This window comes from Winogradskya humida (genome assembly GCF_016862215.1).
Taxonomy (GTDB): Bacteria; Actinomycetota; Actinomycetes; order Mycobacteriales; family Micromonosporaceae; genus Actinoplanes; species Actinoplanes humidus.
Genome location: NZ_BOMN01000057.1, coordinates 74843 through 92663, shown reverse-complemented (window position 1 = coordinate 92663; position 17821 = coordinate 74843). Strand labels below are relative to the sequence as shown.

Annotated in this window: 20 protein-coding genes, 2 tRNA genes and 1 pseudogene; 8 read left to right on the top strand and 15 right to left on the bottom strand. The window is 69.6% G+C overall.

Annotation, left to right across the window (positions count from 1 at the left end):
* Positions 1–70: 70 nt before the first annotated feature.
* From Ahu01nite_RS22425 to leuC, 3 genes and pseudogenes are all read right to left on the bottom strand, one after another.
* Positions 71–709: pseudogene (locus Ahu01nite_RS22425) on the bottom strand (HU family DNA-binding protein); the annotation flags it as partial.
* A 176-nt stretch (positions 710–885) separates the two neighbouring features.
* Entirely contained in the window at positions 886–1473 is a 588-nt protein-coding gene (gene leuD / locus Ahu01nite_RS22420) for a 3-isopropylmalate dehydratase small subunit (RefSeq protein WP_203838550.1), read from the bottom strand.
* A gap of 16 nt (positions 1474–1489) precedes the next feature.
* A complete protein-coding gene (leuC, locus tag Ahu01nite_RS22415; RefSeq protein WP_203838549.1) occupies positions 1490–2950 on the bottom strand; it encodes a 3-isopropylmalate dehydratase large subunit in 1461 nt (486 codons plus the stop codon).
* A gap of 49 nt (positions 2951–2999) precedes the next feature.
* On the opposite strand from leuC, the gene Ahu01nite_RS22410 reads away from it, so the two are divergent.
* Entirely contained in the window at positions 3000–3686 is a 687-nt protein-coding gene (locus Ahu01nite_RS22410; RefSeq protein WP_127497394.1) for an IclR family transcriptional regulator, read from the top strand.
* 68 nt (positions 3687–3754) lie between these two features.
* On the opposite strand, the gene Ahu01nite_RS22405 is transcribed toward Ahu01nite_RS22410, so the two are convergent.
* From Ahu01nite_RS22405 to Ahu01nite_RS22390, 4 genes are all read right to left on the bottom strand, one after another.
* The gene (locus tag Ahu01nite_RS22405; RefSeq protein ID WP_203838548.1) at positions 3755–4459 is read right to left on the bottom strand and encodes an N-acyl homoserine lactonase family protein; all 705 of its coding nucleotides are present in this window, start codon (positions 4457–4459) and stop codon (positions 3755–3757) included.
* Positions 4460–4554: 95 nt separating this feature from the next.
* A tRNA-Glu gene (locus tag Ahu01nite_RS22400) sits at positions 4555–4630 on the bottom strand.
* Positions 4631–4755: 125 nt separating this feature from the next.
* Positions 4756–4827 (bottom strand) — tRNA-Gln (locus Ahu01nite_RS22395).
* Between the two features lie 117 nt (positions 4828–4944).
* Positions 4945–5748, bottom strand: a complete 804-nt coding sequence (locus tag Ahu01nite_RS22390; protein WP_203838547.1) for an NAD(P)H-binding protein — start codon at positions 5746–5748, stop codon at positions 4945–4947.
* 34 nt (positions 5749–5782) lie between these two features.
* Between Ahu01nite_RS22390 and Ahu01nite_RS22385 the strand changes: the two genes are divergently transcribed.
* Positions 5783–6517: a TetR/AcrR family transcriptional regulator C-terminal domain-containing protein gene (locus Ahu01nite_RS22385; protein WP_203838546.1), complete on the top strand. Its 735-nt coding sequence runs from the start codon at positions 5783–5785 to the stop codon at positions 6515–6517.
* Here Ahu01nite_RS22385 and Ahu01nite_RS22380 read toward each other — a convergent pair.
* Positions 6514–7563, bottom strand: a complete 1050-nt coding sequence (locus Ahu01nite_RS22380; RefSeq protein ID WP_203838545.1) for an aldo/keto reductase — start codon at positions 7561–7563, stop codon at positions 6514–6516. The two genes, Ahu01nite_RS22385 and Ahu01nite_RS22380, sit on opposite strands and share 4 nt — an antisense overlap.
* 115 nt (positions 7564–7678) lie before the next feature.
* Between Ahu01nite_RS22380 and Ahu01nite_RS22375 the strand changes: the two genes are divergently transcribed.
* Complete coding sequence (locus tag Ahu01nite_RS22375) at positions 7679–8542, top strand: helix-turn-helix transcriptional regulator (protein ID WP_203838544.1); 864 nt, start codon at positions 7679–7681, stop codon at positions 8540–8542.
* On the opposite strand, the gene Ahu01nite_RS22370 is transcribed toward Ahu01nite_RS22375, so the two are convergent.
* From Ahu01nite_RS22370 to Ahu01nite_RS22355, 4 genes are read right to left on the bottom strand one after another with little or no spacing between them, the layout of a single operon-like run.
* The gene (locus Ahu01nite_RS22370) at positions 8539–9333 is read right to left on the bottom strand and encodes a fumarylacetoacetate hydrolase family protein (protein WP_203838543.1); all 795 of its coding nucleotides are present in this window, start codon (positions 9331–9333) and stop codon (positions 8539–8541) included. The genes Ahu01nite_RS22375 and Ahu01nite_RS22370 overlap by 4 nt on opposite strands.
* A gap of 44 nt (positions 9334–9377) precedes the next feature.
* A complete protein-coding gene (locus tag Ahu01nite_RS22365; protein ID WP_203838542.1) occupies positions 9378–9626 on the bottom strand; it encodes a helix-turn-helix transcriptional regulator in 249 nt (82 codons plus the stop codon).
* A 10-nt stretch (positions 9627–9636) separates the two neighbouring features.
* Positions 9637–10485 carry an ABC transporter permease gene (locus Ahu01nite_RS22360; RefSeq protein ID WP_203838541.1) on the bottom strand — a complete coding sequence of 283 codons (849 nt, stop codon included), beginning with the start codon at positions 10483–10485 and terminating at the stop codon, positions 9637–9639.
* Entirely contained in the window at positions 10482–11444 is a 963-nt protein-coding gene (locus tag Ahu01nite_RS22355) for an ABC transporter ATP-binding protein (protein WP_203838540.1), read from the bottom strand. Before Ahu01nite_RS22355 ends, Ahu01nite_RS22360 begins: the two co-directional genes overlap by 4 nt.
* Positions 11445–11491: 47 nt before the next feature.
* Between Ahu01nite_RS22355 and Ahu01nite_RS22350 the strand changes: the two genes are divergently transcribed.
* Together Ahu01nite_RS22350 and Ahu01nite_RS22345 are read left to right on the top strand one after the other, a co-directional pair.
* Positions 11492–12316, top strand: coding sequence for an alpha/beta fold hydrolase (locus Ahu01nite_RS22350; protein WP_203838539.1), 825 nt, complete (start codon positions 11492–11494; stop codon positions 12314–12316).
* A gap of 28 nt (positions 12317–12344) precedes the next feature.
* Positions 12345–13286, top strand: coding sequence for a 3-methyladenine DNA glycosylase (locus tag Ahu01nite_RS22345; protein WP_203838538.1), 942 nt, complete (start codon positions 12345–12347; stop codon positions 13284–13286).
* Here the strand turns inward: Ahu01nite_RS22345 and Ahu01nite_RS22340 are convergent.
* Positions 13283–14167 (bottom strand): LysR family transcriptional regulator, encoded by an 885-nt coding sequence (locus Ahu01nite_RS22340; protein WP_203838537.1) that lies wholly within the window; start codon positions 14165–14167, stop codon positions 13283–13285. The genes Ahu01nite_RS22345 and Ahu01nite_RS22340 overlap by 4 nt on opposite strands.
* Positions 14168–14233: 66 nt before the next feature.
* Here Ahu01nite_RS22340 and Ahu01nite_RS22335 point away from each other — a divergent pair, with 66 nt between their 5' ends.
* Genes Ahu01nite_RS22335 through Ahu01nite_RS22325 form a run of 3 tightly spaced genes read left to right on the top strand, consistent with a single transcriptional unit; the run spans position 14234 to position 16418 of the window.
* Positions 14234–15010, top strand: a complete 777-nt coding sequence (locus Ahu01nite_RS22335) for an inositol monophosphatase family protein (protein WP_203838536.1) — start codon at positions 14234–14236, stop codon at positions 15008–15010.
* A 12-nt stretch (positions 15011–15022) separates the two neighbouring features.
* On the top strand, positions 15023–15799 hold the full coding sequence (locus Ahu01nite_RS22330) for an inositol monophosphatase family protein (protein ID WP_203838535.1): 777 nt from the start codon (positions 15023–15025) through the stop codon (positions 15797–15799).
* Position 15800: 1 nt separating this feature from the next.
* A complete protein-coding gene (locus tag Ahu01nite_RS22325; RefSeq protein ID WP_203838534.1) occupies positions 15801–16418 on the top strand; it encodes an NAD(P)-dependent oxidoreductase in 618 nt (205 codons plus the stop codon).
* Between the two features lie 25 nt (positions 16419–16443).
* On the opposite strand, the gene arfB is transcribed toward Ahu01nite_RS22325, so the two are convergent.
* A complete protein-coding gene (arfB, locus tag Ahu01nite_RS22320) occupies positions 16444–16866 on the bottom strand; it encodes an alternative ribosome rescue aminoacyl-tRNA hydrolase ArfB (protein ID WP_203838533.1) in 423 nt (140 codons plus the stop codon).
* Positions 16867–16919: 53 nt separating this feature from the next.
* Positions 16920–17789, bottom strand: coding sequence for an EamA family transporter (locus tag Ahu01nite_RS22315; RefSeq protein WP_239159047.1), 870 nt, complete (start codon positions 17787–17789; stop codon positions 16920–16922).
* Between the last annotated feature and the right edge of the window lie 32 nt (positions 17790–17821).

Genomic DNA, 17821 nt, shown 5'->3' with positions numbered 1-17821 from the left:
TCTTGGCGGGGGCGGTCTTGGTGGCCGCCGCCGTCTTCGTAGCCGTCGCAGTCTTCTTGGCCGGCGCCGTCTTGGTGGCGGCCGACTTCGCCGGCGTGCTGGTGGCGGCCGTGGCCTTGGTCGCCGTGGTCTTCTTTGCCGCAGTGGACTTCGCCGCGGTGGCCTTGGTGGCGGTCGCCTTCGTTGCCGTCGCCTTGGTGGCCGTCGTCTTCGCAGGCGCGGCCTTCGTGGCGGTGGCGGTCTTGGTCGCCGTCGCCTTGGTGGCAGTCGCCTTGGTAGCGGTGGCCTTGGTGGCCGCCGGCGCTGCCTTGGTAGCGGTGGTCTTCTTTGCCGCCGCTGTCTTTGTCGCGGTCGCCTTGGCCGGAGTGGCCTTGGTCGCCGTAGTGGATTTCGCCGCCGCGGTGGTCTTCTTGGCGGTTGTCGCCTTCGCGACCTTGCCGCTCGCGACCATCTCCCGGAAGCCCGTACCGGGCTTGAATGCGGGGACGGACGTCTTCTTCACCTTGACTGGTTCGCCGGTGCGTGGATTCCGAGCGGTGCGCGCATTTCGCGCCCGCTTCTCGAAGACACCGAAACCGGTAATGGCAACACGGTCGCCCTTGGTGACGGCGGTCTGCACCTCACTGATGACCGCATCCAGCGCCGCTGTCGCCGTCTTCCGGTCCCCCAGTCGGGCGGCGAGCGCCTCAATGAGCTCGGCCTTGTTCACGGTTTTCCTCCCGGACGTGAGAACTGGCCCAATGCGAGCCATTCTGCGCGCACCGTATGCCCTCTGACCAGCAGACACAAACATTCCCTCAAAAAAAATCGTTGTGTCGCAACGGAATTCGCCCCCGCCGGAGAACCGGCGAGGGCGAAATTCGTTGTGCTAGAAGGGTTTTGCGCTCAGATCACGGCCGGCTTGAAGCCGGGACGCCTTTCCTCGTACGAGGTGATGTCACTCTCATGGCGCAAGGTGAGTCCGATGTCGTCGAGGCCCTCCATGAGGCGCCAGCGGCTGAAGTCGTCGATCGGGAAGTGCCAGACGGCGTCGTCCAGACGCACCTGGCGCTCCGCGAGGTCCACGGTGATCTGCTTGTCCGGCTCGCTGTCGGCCAGATCCCACAGCGCTTCTACAGCTTTCTGGTCGAGCTGGACCGGCAGCAGACCCTCCTTGAGGGCATTGCCGCGGAAGATGTCGCCGAATCGCGCGGCGATGACCACCTTGAAACCCCAGTCGCGCAGCGCCCAGACGGCGTGCTGGCGCGAGGAGCCGGTGCCGAAATTGGGCCCGGCGACCAGGATGGTGGCACCGTTGTGCGCGGGGTTGTTGAGCACGAACGACGGGTCGTCGCGCCAGGCGCTGAAGAGCCCGTCCTCGAAACCGGTCCGGGTGACCCGCTTCAGATAGACGGCCGGGATGATCTGGTCCGTGTCCACATCGGAACGGCGCAGCGGCATCACGGTGCCGCTGTGGGTGGTGAACTTGTCCATGGCGATGGCTCCGTCTTTACAGGTCGGCGGGCGCGGCCAGCTTGCCGACCACGGCGGTGGCGGCGGCGACCTCGGGCGAGACCAGATGGGTACGCCCACCACGGCCCTGCCGGCCCTCGAAGTTACGGTTCGACGTGGAGGCGGCCCGCTGGCCGGGGCTGAGCGTGTCGGGGTTCATGCCCAGGCACATGGAGCAGCCCGCGAAGCGCCACTCGGCCCCCGCGTCGACGAAGATCTTGTCCAGGCCTTCCAGCTCGGCGGCCTCGCGCACCTGGTAGGACCCCGGCACGATCATCATGCGGACGTCCTGGTGCACCTTGTGACCACGGATCACCTCGGCGGCGGCGCGCAGGTCCTCGAGCCGCCCGTTGGTACAGGAACCCACGAACACCACGTCGACCGGCACGTCCTTGAGCGGGGTCCCCGCCTCGAGACCCATGTAGTCCAGCGCACGGCGGGCGGCGTTGCGCTCCGACTCGTCGATGAACTCCTCCGGGTCCGGCACGGCCGCGTTCAGCGGGGCGCCCTGGCCCGGGTTGGTGCCCCAGGTGACGAACGGGCTGATCGCGGCGGCGTCGAGGATGACCTCGGTGTCGTATTCCGCGCCCTCGTCGGTCGCGAGCGAACGCCAGTAATCGACGGCCGCGTCCCACTCCGCGCCCTTGGGCGCGTGCTCGCGGCCCTTCAGGTAGGCGAACGTGGTCTCGTCGGGCGCGATCATGCCGGCCTTGGCACCCCACTCGATGGACATGTTGCAGATGGTCATCCGGCCCTCCATGGAGAGCTTGCGGATGGCCTCGCCGCGATACTCCACGATGTGGCCGTTGCCGCCGCCGGTGCCGACCTGCGTGATGAGGGCCAGGATCAGGTCCTTGGCGCTGACGCCGGGGCGCAGGTCGCCGACGACCGTGACCGCCATCGTCTTCGGCTTGGACTGCGGCAGCGTCTGGGTGGCGAGCACGTGCTCGACCTCGCTGGTGCCGATGCCGAAGGCCAGCGCGCCGAACGCGCCGTGGGTCGCGGTGTGCGAGTCGCCGCAGACGATCGTCATGCCGGGCTGGGTGAGACCGAGCTGCGGGCCGATCACGTGGACGATGCCCTGCTGCGCGTCACCGAGCGAGCGGATCTGCACCCCGAACTCGGCGCAGTTCTTGCGCAGCGTCTCGATCTGCGTGCGCGAGGTCGTGTCGGCGATCGTGAAGAGGTCGCCGCGCCGGGTGTTGAACGACGGGTCCTCGTACCCCGTGGGGGTGTTGTGGTCCTCGGTCGCGAGCGTGAGATCGGTGCGCCGCACCGGGCGGCCGGCCACGCGCAGACCGTCGAAGGCCTGCGGGCTGGTCACCTCGTGGAGCAGGTGCAGGTCGATGTAGAGCAGATCAGGCTCGCCCTCGGCAGTCCGCACCTCGTGGTCGGACCACACCTTTTGGGCCAGGGTCCTGGGCTCCTCTGATTTGGGATTCGGAGTGACTCCCACCATCTGGACATCCTAAATTCTGGGAGGTATGTTTCGGCTTGTGGGACACAGTATGAGCGGCGTAGGCGTTCTCGACAAGGCGGTAGTCATCCTCGCGGCCTGCGTCGACGGCGCGAGCCTGGCCGAATTGGTCGACCGGACGAAGCTTCCCCGGGCGACCGCACACCGTCTCGCACAGGCATTGGAGATCCACCGAATGCTGGTACGGGACACCCAGGGCCGCTGGCGCCCCGGGCCCCGGCTGGGCGAGCTGGCGAACGCAGCACCCGACGTCCTGCTGACCGCGGCAGAGCCGTTGCTGTCGGCGTTGCGCGACGCGACAGGCGAGAGCGCCCAGCTCTACCTCCGGCGTGCCGACGAGCGCATCTGCGTGGCAGCGGCAGAGCGGGCCAGCGGCCTGCGCGACACCGTGCCGGTCGGCTCGGTCCTGCCGATGGTCGCCGGCTCCGCGGCCCAGATCCTGCTCGCGTGGGAGCCCCCGGAAGCCGTCATGCCCCTACTCCCCCGCTGCAAGTTCACCGGCCGCACCCTGGCCGAGGTCCGCCGCCGCGGCTGGGCCCAGAGCGTGGCCGAACGCGAGCCCGGCGTGGCCAGCGTCTCCGCTCCGATCCGCGACCGGACGGGCCGGGTCATCGCCGCCATCTCAATAAGCGGTCCGATCGAACGCCTCGGCCGCCGCCCCGGCGAACGCCACGCCATGGCCGTCGTCCGCGCCGGCCAGCGCCTCAGCGGCCTGTAAGCGTCGCGGCCCGTAACAAGCCGCGACGCCTGGAAACAAAGGCTCAGCCGGTTACTCATGGCGCTCCCTCAGCACCGAGTATCAGCCGGCTCCCAGACCGCGTTGTCGTGCGCGAAAACCACGCGCGCAGGATCGAACTGCAGAAGCCGCGGGATCCACGCGGGAGCGACGGGTAGCGGCTCCGCCAGCTTCTCGCCCACGGCCCGATGCGCCAGCACATCACCGGTGAATCCGACCGCATGGTCATGGCTCTGGCCGGCAACGATGACCGCGCCATCCGTACGCCGTACCACCACCGACTGGTGCCCCGCGGTGTGGCCTGGGGTGGGCACGATCACCACCCCGGGCAGAATCTCCGTCTCCCCGTCGAGCTCCTCATAGGTGACCCCGGGAACGTCGACGAACTCCGGCAGATACTGATCACTGCTCCGCGCCAGCTCCAACTCCACCCGCTGCGCGAAATTCGGCCGCCCGGGCAGTTCCCCGTTCCCGCCACAGTGATCGAAATGCAGATGGCAGTTGACCACGTACCGAATCTCATCGACCCGGGTCCCGGCAGCCGCAAGCGCCTCGTTCAACCCAACCCGCTGCGGCCGGTAATGCGCATCAACGCCGGGATGCACCCCCATGCCGGTATCCACCAGCACAAGCCCCTCCGGATGCCCGATGAGATACCCGAGACAGGGCTCCACCCGCGGAGACCCCGTCTCCGTCTCCTCAGCGGGCCGCACGAAATACCCAAAATCCACGCGGCGCACGAAGTGATCCGTCACACTGACAGTGTCACGGCTCACGGGACCCAGCGGGGGACGCACCACTCTGCCTACAGCAAAACGGCCCGCCTCCGAAGAGGCGAGCCGTTTTAATCTGGTAGTCCCGAAGGGATTCGAACCCTCGCTACCGCCTTGAGAGGGCGGCGTCCTAGGCCGCTAGACGACGGGACCCAGTTTGTTGCCGGTGATGCTTGGTGCTTTGTTGCTTTGTTGCTCTTGCGCGATCTTCCCGCTTGAGCAACGGTGCCGAACTCTATCAGAAGTCCAGCGCCTCGATCTCCTGGGAGATCGTAGCGCTGGGGTACCAGGACTCGAACCTAGACTAACTGGACCAGAACCAGTCGGGCTGCCAATTACCCCATACCCCATTTGGTGAGGCCCGCTTGCGCTTGCCTCGCCGAGAACAAACTCTACCTGAGCCCATGGTGCCCACCAAATCGGGTCACCACCCCGCGTTTTCGTAACCTCGCGACTACCGAAAGGCGTCACCGAAAGGCGTCGACGTGGTCGCGGGCCCACGAGGCGAACGTCGTCCCTGACCTGCCAAGGAGTGAACTCATCGCGGGGACGGGGCGTTGCGGGTGGTCGATCATCGCGGCCATGCCGCCTGCGTACCAGGTGGCGAAGTCGCCCATGGTCTGCGCGAGGTGGGCGACGAACTCGTCGTGGGGCAGGTCGATGAAGGTGAGGTCGCGACCCAGCGCTGCTCCGAGCTGCGCGACGCGTTCCTGGCGGGTGAGGGTTTCGGGGCCGCTCAGCTCGTACGACAAGCCTTCGTGACCCTCCTCGACCAGGCAGCGAGCCGCCACCGTGGCGATGTCCTCATGCGCGATGGGTGCGTCACCCGACTTCCCGTAGCCGTCGCGCACGACGTCTCCCGCCCGGATCTGCGGTGCCCACATCTCGGCGTTGCTCATGAACTCGCCCGGCTCGAGATGCACGTACGGCACACCGCAGGCCTCGACGCCGTCCTCGATCGGCTGCCAGTGACCGCCTTTGGCGCCGGCCAGGTCGACGATGCGCCGCACCCCGGCGGCAGCCGCCATCCGGCAGACCTCCGCGTTCGTTTTGATCAGCGGTGCGAGATACATCCGGTCGACCCCGTCGAGCGCGGCGGGCAACGTCGAAGGACGACCGAGGTAGCCCCGCACGGCCTCGACCCCGTCGGGCAGCAGGGCCTTCGACGGATCAACGGTCAGCGCCCGGATGTCCTGCGCGCCGAGCGCTACCAGCTCGTCGACAACGAGCCGCCCGACCCCACCCGTCGCCCCGGTGACCAGGATCTTCATTCCCGTAGGGTATACGAGAACTGAGGGGAGAACCATGGACCCGGATCGGATCCTGCCGCTGCTGTGGCGGGACAGCCGCCCGCCGGACACCGCACGCACGGGCCGCCGCCCGGGCCTGAGCGTGGACGCGGTGATCCAGGCCGGCATCGCGATCGCTGACGCCGAGGGCCTGGCAGCGGCCTCGATGGCGAAGGTCGCGGCCCGGCTCGGTGTGGGCACGATGACGCTCTACACCTATGTGCCGTCCCGCACCGAGCTCGTGGATCTCATGGTCGACCAGGTCCTGCGAAGCCCCGAGCTGTCCGGCGAAGGATCCTGGCAGGACCGCATTCTCGGGTACGCCCGGAGCACCCTGACGACGTACCGGACGCACCCCTGGCTGAGCCAGGTCCCGGCGGTCCGCCCTCCGCTGGGCCCGGGCACGTTCCGGAGCAAGGAGTTCGTCCTCGCCGCGGTGGCGAGCACCGGCCTGCCCCTGGCCCGCGTCAACGAGGCGGCGAACGCGATCGCGATGTTCGTCACGTCGGCGGCCCGGCAGGAGGGCGAGAACGAGATCCTGCGCCGCGAGAGCGGGCTCTCCAACGACGCGTGGTGGCTGGCGCGCAGCGGTTTCTGGGAGGAGTGGTTCGACGCGGAGGAGCACCCCACCATGACCCGCCTGTGGCACGCAAACGGGTATGGCGGGGGCACCGAGGAGCAGGCTGCGGCGGCTTTCGCGTACGGTCTGCGGTTGCTCCTGAACGGCATCGCGGCCGAGGCCGGGGCTTAGCGGGTCCCGACTTTCAGGTCGCCCAGGGTCACCGCGCGGATGTGGTCGCCGGCGAGCATGGCGTGCGGGAAGCCGAGGTCGATCGCGCTGGCCTCGTCGAGCCGGGCGAGCTGGGCGGCGGTGAATTCGACGTCCAGGGCGCCGAGGTTGTCCTCCAGCTGCGCGGGCGTACGGGCGCCGATGATCGGAGCCGTCACGCCCGGCTGCTGCAGTACCCACGCCAGCCCGACCTGGGCGGGGGTGTGCCCGAGTTCCGCGGCGACCTGCTTCACGACGTCCGCGATGGCGAAGTTGCGTTCGGTGAGGCCGCCGTTGGCGATGGTGAAACCTCTGCGGGTGCCGTCGTGGGACGCCGTCAGGTCCTCGCGGCTGTACTTGCCCGTGAGCACCCCGCCTGCCAGCGGTGACCACGGGACCACCCCGAGGCCCATCTCGCGTGCCATCGGGATCAGGTCGCGTTCGCCCGTACGCTCAATGAGGTTGTATTCCATCTGCAGTGCGACCAACGGTGACCACCCACGCAGGTCCGCGATCGCCTGCATCCGCGACACCTCCCAGGCGGGTGTGTTGGAGATCGCGACATAGAGCACCTTGCCCTGCCGGACCAGGTCGTCCAGGCCGCGCAGGATCTCCTCGACCGGGGTCCGGAAGTCCCACACGTGCAGGTAGAGCAGGTCGAGGTAGTCCGTGTTGAGCTGGCGCAGGCTGGTTTCCACCGAGCCGGTCAGGCTCTTGCGCTGGCTGCCGCCGGAGTTCGGGTCCCCGGGCCGGCGCAGTGTCGTGTATTTCGTCGCCAGCACGAGGCTGTCGCGGTTCTCTTTGCTGAATTCGCCCAGCAACCGCTCAGAACTGCCGTTGGTGTACGTGGTGGCGGTGTCGATGAAGTTGCCGCCGCGCCCGACGTAGAGGTCGAACAGCTTGCGTGCCTCGTCCCGGTCGGCGCCCCAGCCCCAGTCGGTGCCGAAGGTGGCGGCCCCCAGCGCCAGCGGCGAGACCCGCAGCCCGGAGCGCCCCAGCAGCCGGTAGGTGTCGAGGGTGAGTGCCATCGTGTCCTCCTGTGGTCGCAGAACCTTGCGGACTCGAGTCTGCGATCGCGGGGCGGCCGGGGTCAGGGAAGAAAGTTCCTGGGAATACCGGTCCTACCCTCCGGTTGGACCGGACATGACGAACAGGACGCGGGAGCTGGCCACGTTCCTGCGGTCCCGGCGCGAACGCCTGGACCCGCGCGACTTCGACGACCTGCCCCTGCGCCGGCAATCCAGGCGAACCCCCGGCCTGCGCCGCGAGGAGGTCGCCGAACTGGCCGGGGTCAGCACCGATTACGTCGTACGGCTTGAGCAGGCCCGTGGCCTGCGCCCGTCAGCGGACGTGGTGGAAGCCCTGGCAGGGGCCCTGCGTCTGGCCCCCAACGAACGCGCCTACCTCTTCGACCTGGCCCAGCAACGCCCCCGCACCGCGGACAAGCCCGCCGCCACCGCGTCGCCACCCCTGGCCCGGCTCGTCGCTGATCTGTCGCCGATGCCGGCCATGCTGCTCAACCACCGCTTCGACATCCTCGCCTGGAACGACGGCATGGCAGCGCTGCTGGTGGATTTTGGCGCGCTGCCGCCGGCGCAGCGCAACCTGGTGTGGCTGTGCCTGCTGCATCCGCAGGTCCGGGCGCACTACGTCGACCGCGAAAGCGTTGTCCGGGACGGGATCGCCCACCTGCGCACCGCCTGGGCCGCGCACCCCGAGGATCAGGCGCTCAACGAGCTCATCGCCGAGTTTCTCGCCCGCGACGCCGATTTCGCGCGGCTGTGGGCCGAGCCGGACGTCACGATCAACGGGCGGGGCTGCAAGGTGATGCGTCATCCCGACGTGGGGGAGATCACCCTGAACTTCGAGGTGCTCACGCCGGCGCACGACCCGGACCAGTGGTTGCTGATCTTCCGCCCCGCCGCCGACGGTGATCGAACGGCACTGGAGAAATTGATGGCCCCCACTCCTGCGGCAAGGAGTGAGGGCCCTGGTGCAACGGACTAGTCGAGCGAGACGACCGGGTTGCGCAGCTCGCCGATGCCCTGGACGCTGACCGAGACGGTCTCGCCCGGGACGATCTGGCTGACCCCGGCGGGGGTGCCGGTGAGGATGACGTCGCCGGGCAGCAGCGTCATGACGTGGGAGACGTAGGAGACCAGGGTCGCGACGTCGAAGACCATGTCCTTGGTGCGGCCGAGCTGACGGACCTCCATCGCGTCGGGGTTGCGGCCCACCTCGCAGCGCACCTCGAGATCGCTGACGTCGAGGTCCGTCTCGATCCACGGGCCGAGCGGGCAGAACGAGTCGAAGCCCTTGGCCCGGGTCCACTGCGGGTCGCTGCGCTGCAGGTCACGGGCGGTCACGTCGTTGCCGACCGTGTAGCCGAAGATGGCCTTCTGGGCGCCGGCGCGGTCGACCCGGCGGGCACCGCTGGCGCCGATCACGACCGCGAGCTCGGCCTCGTGCTCGACCTGCTTGGCGACCGAGGGGATCCGGATCGCGTCGTTGGGGCCGATCACCGAGGTGGACGGCTTGATGAAGATCAGCGGCTCCTTGGGCAGCTCGTTGCCGAGCTCCGCGGCGTGGTCGGCGTAGTTGCGGCCGATGCCGATCACCTTGCTGGAGAAGATCGGCGCGAGCAGCCGCACGTCGGCCAGGGCCCAGCGGTTCCCGGTCGGGCGGACGTTCTGGAACGGGATGCTGTCGATCTCGGCGATCGTGAGACCCGACTGCGCCTCTCCCTCGACGATCCCGAAGGAGACGCCACCGGCATGAACAAAACGAGCGAAACGCACGGGTGAACCCCATCCCTTGAACTTGCTTGTACGCAGGGACGAGGCTACGCGCTGCGGGACACCGGATCCGTCCCGAGCCGGGGGAAGGGCTCCAGCGCGAAGACGATCTCGACCGGCACCTCGAAATACGTGGAGATCCGGAGCGCGAGGTGCAGCGACGGGCTGAACTCGCCGCGCTCCAGATAACCGACGGTCTGGTAGTGCACACCCAGGGCATCGGCCAGCTGCCGCCGGGAGATGCCCCGCTCGGCGCGCAGCATGGCGATGCGGTTGTACGTGATCTCGGAGCTCATGTGCCGTCTCTCAGCTGATCCGCTGCATGGCCTTCTCGCGCCGGGCGGCGACCGCGCTGCCCGACTCGCGGCGGGCCATCCGGCGCAGGATCATCGGCGCGACGACCAGCCCGGCGACGGCCCAGAGGCCCAGCATCCCGACGGTCTCCAGGTGCCGCCAGGAGTGGCCCAGCTCGGCCGCCGTGAGGGCGTCGGGCAGGAAGACGGAGCGCATACCCAACCCTAGCCAGTAGATCGGGAAGACCTGTGCAACGCCCTGCACCCACCCGGGCAGAGACATGATCGGGTAGAAGATGCCGGAGATGGCGACGAGGCCGACCAGTGGGAGCATCAGCAGCCCGATGTTGCGCGGCCCGTCGAACAGTGACCCGAGCACCGCGCCGATCGGCATGGTCGCGACGAACCCGAGCGGCACGAGCCAGAGCAGCGTGAACCAGCCGACCGCGTCGACGTGCAGCCCGTCGATGAGGAACAACCCCGGCAGGAGCTGGAGCAGGAAGCTGATCGCGGTCATCCCGCCGACCAGCACGATCTTGCCGACCAGATATCCGGACATGCCGTTGGGGGTGGCCTTGGCCCGCAGCAGCGTGCCGTCCTCGCGATCGGTCACCAGCAGCATCGCCACCGTCATCAGCCCGGTGAACGCGATCCCCATGCCGAACGCGCTGGGCAGGGTGCGGGCGCCGAGCGCGATGTCCGTGCCGGGCACGGTCGCGCCGCGCATGAAGAACACCGTGGCGTAGAGCGCGATGGTCGGGAAGATGTACTGCCAGAGGTCGGCGGGGGTTGTCAGGGTGTGCCGGAACTCGTAACCACCGCGGGCGAAACCCGTGCGCGCGGCCGTGGAGATGCTGCTCACAACGCCTCCTCGAAGGTGCTGGCCGCCGCGGCGGCGCGGCCGGCCTCGGACTCGCGGACGAGGGTCATGTAGGTCTCCTCCAGGCTGGCGCGGCGCACTTCCAGGTCGGCGATGCCGTCGCCGTACTGCCGGAACAGCTCGCGCACGAACGCGGTGGCGTCGGCGGCCGCATGCACGTAGCGCGAGCCGTCGCGGGTCCAGCGGATCTCCGACTCCCCCGCCACCAGCAGCGAGAGCTGGTCGGCCGAGCCGTCGGCGATGATCCGGCCGCCGGCGAGGATGAGGATCCGGTCGGCGAGCTTCTCGGCCTCGTCGAGGTCGTGCGTGGTGAGCAGGATCGTGGTGTCGTCCACATCGGCCAGCCGGTGCACGAGGTCGTGGAACTCGCGGCGCGCGGCGGGGTCGAAGCCGACCGTGGGCTCGTCGAGGAAGAGCAGCTCGGGGCGCCCGACGATGCCGATGGCGACGTCGAGCCGCCGGCGCTGGCCACCGGAGAGCCTGCCGACCCGCTGGCGGGCCTGAGCGGTCAGCCCGACCGCCTCGATCAGGTCGTCGACCGGCCACGGCCGCGGGATCGCCGGCGTCGAGTAGTCGGCGTAGTAGGTGCCGAGATGGTGGAGCAGCTCGCGGACACGCCACTTCCCGTGGTCACGCCAGGACTGCAGCACGACACCGAGCCGGGCCCGCCACTTCTCCCCCGCGACCCCCGGATCCTCGCCGAGCACGGACACGTCGCCGGCGGAGCGCCGCCGGAAACCCTCGAGGATCTCGATGGTCGTGGTCTTGCCGGCGCCGTTCGGGCCGAGCAGGGCGATGACCTCGCCGCGCCGGGCCGAGAATGTCACGCCGTGGAGCACGTCTGTCGTGCCGTAACGCATCCGCAGGTCACGGACGTCCAGCACGCGCTCGTCAACCGGTATCGGCATGCCGGTCTCGAGCGCCCCCGTCACTGTCGTCATGTCCAGCACCTTATCAACTATGTAGCAGATGTACTACATTCCTCAGCATGCCAACTATCCAAAGCAGGGACGGCACCCCGATCTCCGTGACAACCACCGGCACCGGCCCGGGGCTGGTCCTGATCCCGGGCGGGCTGAGAATGGCGCACCACTACACGCGGTTCGCGGCGGCACTCGCCGAGGTGCGCACGGTCCACCTCGTCAACCGTCGCGGGCGCGGGGACAGCGGGCCGCAAGGTCCCGCGTACTCGATGGATCGTGAGGTCGAGGATGCCGCGGCCGTGCTCGACGCCACCGGTGCCGCCGAGGTCTTCGGGCACAGCTACGGCGGGCTGATCGCGTTGCGGCTCGCCCTCGGCCGCCGGCTGGACAAGCTCGTGATCTATGAGGCCGGCCTCAATCTCGACGGCCGGATCAACCCCGTGATCCTGTCCGACATGGAGCGCAAGCTGGCCGCCGGGCGCGAGGCGAGGGCGATGACGACGTTCATCAGCGGTCTGGGCCTGGCGCCGATCGGGCTGCTGCCCATGCCGGTGTTCACCGCGTTCGCGTGGCTCATGCTGCACACGGCGGACGGCCGGGAGACCCGCGCCCTGCTCGGCACCCTCCCCTCCGAGCTGCGGGAAGTCCTCGCCCTGGACTCGAACGGCGGCGAGTACGCCGCCATAACCGCGCCCACGCTGATCCTGGCCGGTGGCCGGAGCCCGCAGTGGCTTCGTGAGGTGCAGTCGGAGCTGGCCGCGCTCATTCCCAAGGCGGCGTACACGGTCTCGCCGGGGCTCGACCACAACGCGCCGGACGAGAAGGCGCCCGCGGCGGTGGCGGACCTCGTTCGGGCGTTCCTCACAACCGGCGGCGCCAGGGCTCGATAGGACTGGACTTGCTGGATACGCTGGTGCGATGGGGATCAGCGAGAGGCAGGCGCTGGCTACCGTGCTGCCCAGCGTCAGCTGGATCCCGCTGGCCCACGCCCATGCGGACCGTGCTGACGAGATGACGGCAGGTCATCGCGCGCGCAAATCGGTCGGCGAGAAGCACGCCATAGAGGATTTCCTCTACGACTACTACGGCACCCGCCCGGCTCAGCTGCGCCGCTGGCACCCCGGCGTCGGCACCGGGCTGGGCCAGGCACCCGACGGCCTGGCCGAGCAGGCGGCGTGGAAGTTCTACGCGACGCTGCCCGACGGCGTGGTCACGCTCAACGTCGAGGCCTACATGCAGGTCCGCGGCGAGAGCGTCCGCTACATCCACGGCCTGCTCACGGCGACCGAGTCCCGCCCGGCGTTCTCGGGCTGCTTCGGCCTGCACGAGTGGGCGATGGTCTACCGCCAGCCGGAGCACCGCCGCCACCAGCTGCCGCTGCGGCTGGGACAGGCCGAGACGGACAAGGTCGTCGAGCAGCACCCGATCCGCTGCACCCACTTCGACGCGTTCCGCTTCTTCACCCCGGAGGCGGTCGGCCTCAACCGGCTGCAGCCCACCCGCGCCACCCAGGTCGACCTGGACCAACCGGGCTGCCTGCACGCGGCCATGGACTGCCACAAGTGGGCGACCAAGCTCGGCCCCGCGGTCCCGGGCGCCCTCGCCCTGGACTGCTTCGCCCTGGCCGGCGACATCCGCCTGCTCGACATGCAGGCCAGCCCCTACGACCTCACCTCCTACGACGAGCCCGCGGTAAAGATCGAAACCCCGGAGGGCAAGCAGGAGTACGTAGCCCGCCAGCGCGAGTTCGCCCGGCGCGCGTCAGCCCTGCGCGCCCGCCTGATCCGCGTCTGCGAAGAGCTCCTCGGCCCTGCTCTGGCCGCCGAGAACAGGGAAGCCGTCGCCCCCAACAACGCCTAACCGAGGGCTGTGCGCACCTGGGCGCGGAGCCAGGCGTGGGCGGGGTCGGTGTCATAGCGCTGGTGCCAGCTGCAGATCATCGGCGGGGGCGGCACGGGCAGCGGGAGCGGCTCGGTCCTCAGGCCGAACGTCTCGATCAGGGGAAGCCAGGTCGCTTCGGGGGCGGTCAGGACGGCGTCGCTGCGGCTGACGACGAGCAGGGCGCTCGCGGCGGTGCCGACCGAGGCGAGGACGCGGCGGCGCAGGCCGTGCGTGGCGAGCATCTCGTCGATCGGGTCGGTGAGGCGGCCGCGGCGGGAGACCAGGATGTGCGGCTGCGCGGCGTAGGCGGCCAGGTCGAGCCTCCCCGCGTACGGATGATCGCGGCGCAGGATCGCGACGACCCGATCGTGACCCAGGTTGTCGGAGCGGAACTCGGGCAGGTCGGGGGCGGCCGAACCGATCGCCAGGTCGATGCGGCCGTGACGCAGATCGTCGTTGTCGGAAGCGGGCTCCGCCAGGAAGCGCAGCCGCACACCGGGCGCGAGCCGGGCGATGGCGTCCAGCAGCGGCGGCGCCAGCGAGGTGGCGAGGGCGTCGTGGCACTGCAGCGTGAACGTGCGGTCGAGCTCCGCGGGGTCGAATTCCCGGCTGGGGGCGAGCACGTCCCGCGCCTGCCGCACGAGATCGCCGACCTGCTCGCGGACACCCAGCGCGTACGGCGTCGGGGTCATCGTGCGGCCGGTTCGCACAAGAATGTCGTCGCCGGTCAGCCGCCGGATCCGCCCCAGCGAACGGCTGACCGCCGGCGAGGACAGCCGCAACCGGTCGGCGGCGCCGAGCACGCTGCCCTCTTCCAGGAGCGCGTCGAGCACCGTCAGCAGATTCAGATCCAATTGCATGGTGGTAAATCTTAGCGTAACGAGAGTGCACTGGACTTAATCGTCGGCGGGCTCGATGGTTGATGCATGCCACACGAACTGCTCGAAGCAGCAACAACAGCCGTCCAGGAAGCCGGGCAACACCTGCGCTTCATCAACTCCAGGCCCGTGAACTCCGAGGCCCTGATGGCCGCGCTCAAGGCCAACGACGACGCCGTCACCGAGGTGCTCCGACCCGCTCTGACCGCGGCGCTGCCCGGCTCCGGCTGGAACACCGACGAGCACGGCTCCGGCCCGATGCCCGGCGGCGACTGGTGGGTCGTCGACCCGGTCGGCGGCAACCTCAACGCCATCTACGGCATGCCCGACTGGAACATCGGCGTCAGCCTGGTGCGCGACGGCCGGCCCGTGCTGGCGGTCCTGCACGCACCGGCGGTTGGTGAGACGTTCACCGCGTTCGCCGGCGAGGGGGCGTTCCTCAACGGCGAGCCGATCCACGTCTCCGGGAAGACCGACCTGTCCGTGGCGCTGACCGGCACCGGCCAGGCCCAGCCCAACCGCGACCCGGCGCACGTGCAACGGGTCGGTGCCGCCATCGCGGCGATGATGCGCCACGCCCTCTACGTACGCGCGTCGGTGCCGGTCGGTCACCAGCTCACCCAGGTCGCCGCGGGCCGCATGGATCTGCACTGGCAGTTCGAGAACCTGCGCTCGCACATCGCCCCCGTGCTCATCGCGCGGGAGGCCGGCGCGACCGTCACCGACCTCGACGGCAAGCCGTGGGAGATCTCCAGCGCCGGTTACCTCGCCGCCGCCCCGGGACTCCACGCGGCCGCGCTCGTCATCCTCCGCCTCGCGAGCTGAAAGGAAATCCCGATGGAACAGCTTCTGGAGCAGGTCAGGGCCGTTGTCATCCAGGCCGGCGAGAAACTGCTCGACGGGTACGCCACCACGGCGCGACCAGCGACCAAAGCGGACATGGCTCGAGCCGGCAGACGCCTGGACGAGCTCGTCACCGCCATCCTGCAACCCGCCCTCGCCGACCTCCGGCCCGAAGCCCGCTGGGCCGGCGACGACCAGGAGATGACGGCCCTGCCCCCGGGCGAGTGGTGGGCCGTCGACCCGACCGAGGGCGCCGTCAACTACGTGCACGGCATGGACGAATGGGCGGTGACCGTGGCCCTGATCAGCGACAACGTCCCGGTCCTGACCGTCGTCCACCAGCCGGTCGGCAACCGCACCTGGACCGCGGTGCGCGGTGGCGGCGCCTTCCTCAACGGCAAACCACTGACCGTGTCAGCGAAGACGGAGCTGGGCGCGGCGATCGTCACCATGACCCAGCCCCGCACTTCGAACCGCCGCTTCGGTGACGCCGTGGCGACCCTGCTCGACAAGGTGCTGTTCGTCCGGTCCACGGTGCCGAGCACGTTCCCGCAACTGGACGTGGCCGCGGGTCACGCCGACGCCTACTGGCAGTACGAGTGCGACCTGGTCGGCGTGGCCGCGGGCGCCCTGCTCGTCAGCGAGGCAGGCGGCGTGGTCACCGATCTACGGGGAGAACCCTGGCGGCCGGGGCACTGCGACATCGTTGCCGGTGCTCCGGGCGTACACAAAGAATTGTTGGCTCTGCTGCAAGCGGGAGATGTGCACTGACATGGAACTCACCATCCTCGCCGCCTCCGGCGCGACCGGTCTTGAACTCACCCGCCAGGCGCTGCTGCGCGGCCACACGGTCACGGCGATCGCCCGCACCCCCGCCAACATCACCGTCGCGGATTCGCCGCGGCTGATCCGGTTGACCGCCGACGTACGCGACCCGGAGTCGATCGCGGCGGCTCTGGACGGCCAGAAGATCGTGCTCTCCGGCCTCGGCATCGCCAGCGGCGACAAGCCGGGTGCCCTCACCGCCGGAGCCCGATCGGTCGTCGCCGCCCTACCGCAGCGCATCATCTGGCTCGGCGCATTCGGCACGGGCCCGTCCGCCCACGCGGCCGGCCCCGCTACCCGCACCCTGCTGAAACTGATGGGCGACAAACTGACCGACAAGGTCGCCTCGGACGCCGCCATCCTCGCGGCCGGCGGCACCGTCTTCCACGCGGGCCCCTTGTCGACCGGCCCGCTCAGCGAAACCCGCCGCACAGTCGGCCTCAACGACGCACCGGCACGGTTCTTCCCCGCCCGCGTCAGCCGGGCAACGGTCGCCGCAGCCATGCTCGACGAGGCCGAAAACCCGACCTACCCGGGCGCGATCGCCATTCCGTTGGAGCGTTAGTCGCCGGGGCCGCCTGGTCGGGTGGTCAGTCTTCGTCGCTGCGGCGGTTGCGTTTGATCTGGGCCCGGCGCTTCTTTTCGCCGATGCGGCGTTCGACCGAGCCGCGGGTCGGTTTGGTCGCGCGGCGCTGGCGGGGTGGGGCGGCGATGGCCTCGCCGACCCGCATGGCGAGGCGGGCTTCGGCAGCCTCGCGGTTGCGGAGCTGGGAACGGTGCTCGGAGGCCGCGATGGTGATGACGCCGTCGATCAGCCGGCTGCCGAGCCGCTCGACCGCTCGTTCCTTCAACGCGGGCGAAAGCAGGCTCGACGCGAGCAGGTTCCACGACAGCTCAACCCGTGAGTCGGTCGTGTTGACGCCCTGCCCGCCGGGGCCACTGGAGCGCGAGAAACGCCAGGTCAGTTCGGCTTCCGGGATGACCATCCCCGGCCGGACGACTACATCGGCCATGAGATCCCCCTTTCGGCCACGGACGACAGCATTCCATCACCGGCGCCTCGTCGCTATCCAGTTGTGATCGACACGGCATCCTCAGCGGCCGGGGCGGGAGCCGTGGTGGTTGAGCCGATGCTGGCCAGGATGACCACGACGATGGCCAGCGCGGTGGTCCAGGAGAGGGCCTGGGACAGCAGGAGCCAGCCGGCGATGGCTGCGACCGCTGGTTCAAGGCTGAGCAGGATGCTGAAGACGCCGTGCGGGAGGCGGCGCAGGGCGGAGAGCTCCAGCGAGTACGGAATCACCGAGGCCAGCACGGCCGTGCCCACTGCGACGAGCAGCAGGTGCGGCGACACGACCACCTTGGCGGCGCCGGTGATACCGAACGGCAGCACGGCCAGCGCGGCCACCGAAAGCGCCACCGCCAGGCCGCCGAGACCGGGGATGGCCGCGCCGGCCCGCTTGCCCGCCAGGATGTAGAGCGCCCAGAACGCCGCCGCCACCAGGACGAACAGGACACCGAGCGGGTCGAGGGCGGTGGCGCCGTCGCCGAAGCCGAGGATCGCGACGCCCAGGCCGGCGAGCAGCACCCAGGCGATGTCGCGGAGGCGCCGGGAGAGGACGGCGGCGAGCACGAGCGGGCCGAGGAATTCGATCGTGACGGCCGGGCCGAGCGGGATGCGGGCGATCGCGGCGTAGAAGAAGGAGTTCATGCCCGCCATCGCCAGGCCGAGCAGGGCGGCCGCTCGCCACTGGCCGCCGGTCCAGGTGCGCAGCGCGGGGCGGGCGAGCAGGACCAGGATGATCGCTGCCAGGCCGAGGCGTAGCGCTGTCGCGCCCGAGCTGCCCGCGACGGGGAAGAGCCCGGCGGCGAGGGCGGCGCCGACCTGCAGGGATGCGCAGGAGCCGAGGACCATGAAGACGGCGGGGCGGTTCATGGCTTGACCATCGCCGACCGGCGATCATTTCG